At 39.5% G+C, this 2,525-nt stretch carries 3 protein-coding genes; 2 read left to right on the forward strand and 1 reads right to left on the reverse strand.

The window, feature by feature from the left end:
* Positions 1-169: 169 nt before the first annotated feature.
* Positions 170-1,048: an NAD(P)-dependent oxidoreductase gene (locus tag IQ228_RS24675; protein ID WP_027400737.1), complete on the forward strand. Its 879-nt coding sequence runs from the start codon at positions 170-172 to the stop codon at positions 1,046-1,048.
* Positions 1,049-1,095: 47 nt separating this feature from the next.
* Here IQ228_RS24675 and IQ228_RS24680 read toward each other — a convergent pair whose 3' ends face one another.
* Positions 1,096-1,605 carry a single-stranded DNA-binding protein gene (locus IQ228_RS24680; RefSeq protein ID WP_027400736.1) on the reverse strand — a complete coding sequence of 170 codons (510 nt, stop codon included), beginning with the start codon at positions 1,603-1,605 and terminating at the stop codon, positions 1,096-1,098.
* A 282-nt stretch (positions 1,606-1,887) separates the two neighbouring features.
* Here IQ228_RS24680 and IQ228_RS24685 point away from each other — a divergent pair.
* A partial coding sequence (locus IQ228_RS24685; protein ID WP_193964788.1) for an AAA family ATPase occupies positions 1,888-2,525 on the forward strand: 638 nt, incomplete at its 3' end.

The raw sequence follows: 2,525 nt of genomic DNA on the forward strand, positions 1-2,525 counted from the left end.
AGACAGGGACTGGGGACTGGGGACTGGGGACTGGGTAATAAATTCTTTCCAATTACCACTGACAACTGACAACTGACAACTGACAACTGACAACTGACAACTAACAACTGACAACTGACAACTGACCACTGACAACTAACAACTGACCACTGACGAAGGAACGTAAAACATGAAGGTGGCATTTCTGGGAACTGGATTGATGGGACTACCGATGGCTCAAAGGTTATTAGCCGCCGACATAGAGCTAATTGCCTATAATCGCACCCCAGAAAAATTAGAACCATTACGGACAGCAGGGGCGCAAATTGTGACCAAACCCCGCGAAGCAATCCGCGCTGCTGACTGTATAGTGCTAATGCTTTCTAACGCCGCAGCTATTTATCATGTACTTCTGACCGATACTTCTTGGCATACTTTATCAGGACGCAGCATCATTCAAATGGGGACGATTAATCCCTTAGAAAGCCAAGAAATCAGAGATACAGTAGTTGCGGCTGGGGGTGAATATATAGAAGCTCCTGTCTTGGGTAGTATTCCCGAAGCTAAAACTGGCAAATTAATTGTCATGGTCGGTGGAGAGGAAGAACAGTATCAACGGCATTTAAAGTTACTCCAACATTTTGGAGAAAATCCTGTATATATAGGCGCTGTGGGTTCTGCCTCTAACCTCACCTTGGCACTCAATCAACTGATTGCTTCTCTCACAACTAGCTTTGCTCTGAGTCTGGCATATATCCAGTTGCAAGGCATTGATGTTGATTTGTTTATGCAAGTTCTGCGGGAAAGTAAACTTTATGCTCCCACTTTTGATCAAAATTTGCGGCGGATGTTAGATGGCAATTACAATAACGCCAACTTGCCGACAAAACAACTGATCAAGGAAATAGATTTATTTATCTCGGAAGCGAAATCCTTGGGTTTGAATCTCAACAGCATTGAGGGTGTAAGGCAAATCTTACACGCAACTATGAAAATGTCCTATCCAGAGGATGATTATTCATCGGTATTTCCAGCAATTCGGGAATGGGGTGAAGTCAGTGGAGGTTAAAAAAGAATGTAGAGACGTTCAATGTAACGCCTCTACAAAGGTGGTGACTAAAACGGGATGTCATCTGGATCGGGTTCTGGCGTAACTCCTATAGGGGATGGAGACTGCACAGGGGTGGGTTGGTATGTCGGCTGAGGGGCTGTTACCTGGGGCATTGGGGCGGATGAATTAGTAGGGCTGTAGGTTGGTGGCGCTACAGGGGTTTCATAGGCTGGTGTGGTTCTCGTGGCTGCTGCTGGTGAACTGGTATAAGCACCTTGTCCGATGGCGTGAATCTTTTGGACTGTTAATTCTGCGCGTTTTTCCTTAAATCCTTCGGGGCGATCAATTGTATTCATGCCTAAGCGCCCTTCAATAATGACGCGATCGCCCTGATGATAACTTTGGTGAATCTCTTTTGCTAAATTTCCCCAACCTACGACTTTTAAAGGATGCGTTGGATCATCTGGTTTTGCTCCCGCTACATGAACGATCATTTCTGTAACTTCTAACCCATCTGGTGTGTGACGCAGTTGGGGATTATCGTAAATTTCTGCCATCAAAATACAACTGTTCATTGTCTGCTCCTGATTTTTAATACTTTTTCTCGCAGTGAATTTCACTTCACGAGAAAAGTCAACCATAATTAGTTAAAACAATGATGGCACTGTTCGCATAGCGTACCGTAGGCAATCATTGTTTTTCTATCTTACACTTGACTAGACTGAGTATTATGTTTTGTCTGTATAGGACAATTGTACTATATTGCGGTCTGGACTGTGATTTATATGATTAATTTGATTTATGTGATTATAGTAATTGGCATTGTATTATAGTGTTTGATTAGGAGGAAAAGTTTTATGTTAAAGCGTATTTATATTGATAATTTTCGCTGTTTGGTGAATTTTGAGCTTAATGTTAACTCAATTAACTTATTTCTTGGTGGTAATGGTTCAGGTAAATCAACTGTTTTTGAAGCCTTGCGGAAAATTCAAAATTTTATATTAGGTGAATCAAAATTAGAGTCTATTTTTGATTATTTTGATTTTACTTGCTGGCAAACTTCACCAATTCAACGTTTCGAGTTAGAAATAGATGGTAATGATGGTAACTATAAATATGAACTTGTAGTTGAAGCTAATCGAGATCAAGTCTCTATTGCCTATGAAAGATTATGGTTCAATGGACATCCTTTACTAAAATATGAAAATGGCGATGTACAACTTTTTCGAGATGATTATTCAGAAGCATCAAAATATTCATTTCTTTCATCTCAATCTATATTATCCTCTTTATTACCAAGAAATGACAACAAAAAACTATTTTGGTTTACAAAACGTATAGAGAAAATAATTATTGTACAAATTGTTCCTATTTTAATCAAGAGTGGTGGTGCAGAAACAAAATATCTAGGTTCTAAAGCTGAAAATTTCGTTTCTTGGTATAAATACATTTCACAAGATCAAGGGAAAGTTGCTGAATTAATAAATATTTTAAA

The sequence above is a fragment of the Dolichospermum sp. LEGE 00246 genome, from assembly GCF_015207865.1.
GTDB classification, from domain to species: Bacteria; Cyanobacteriota; Cyanobacteriia; order Cyanobacteriales; family Nostocaceae; genus Dolichospermum; species Dolichospermum heterosporum.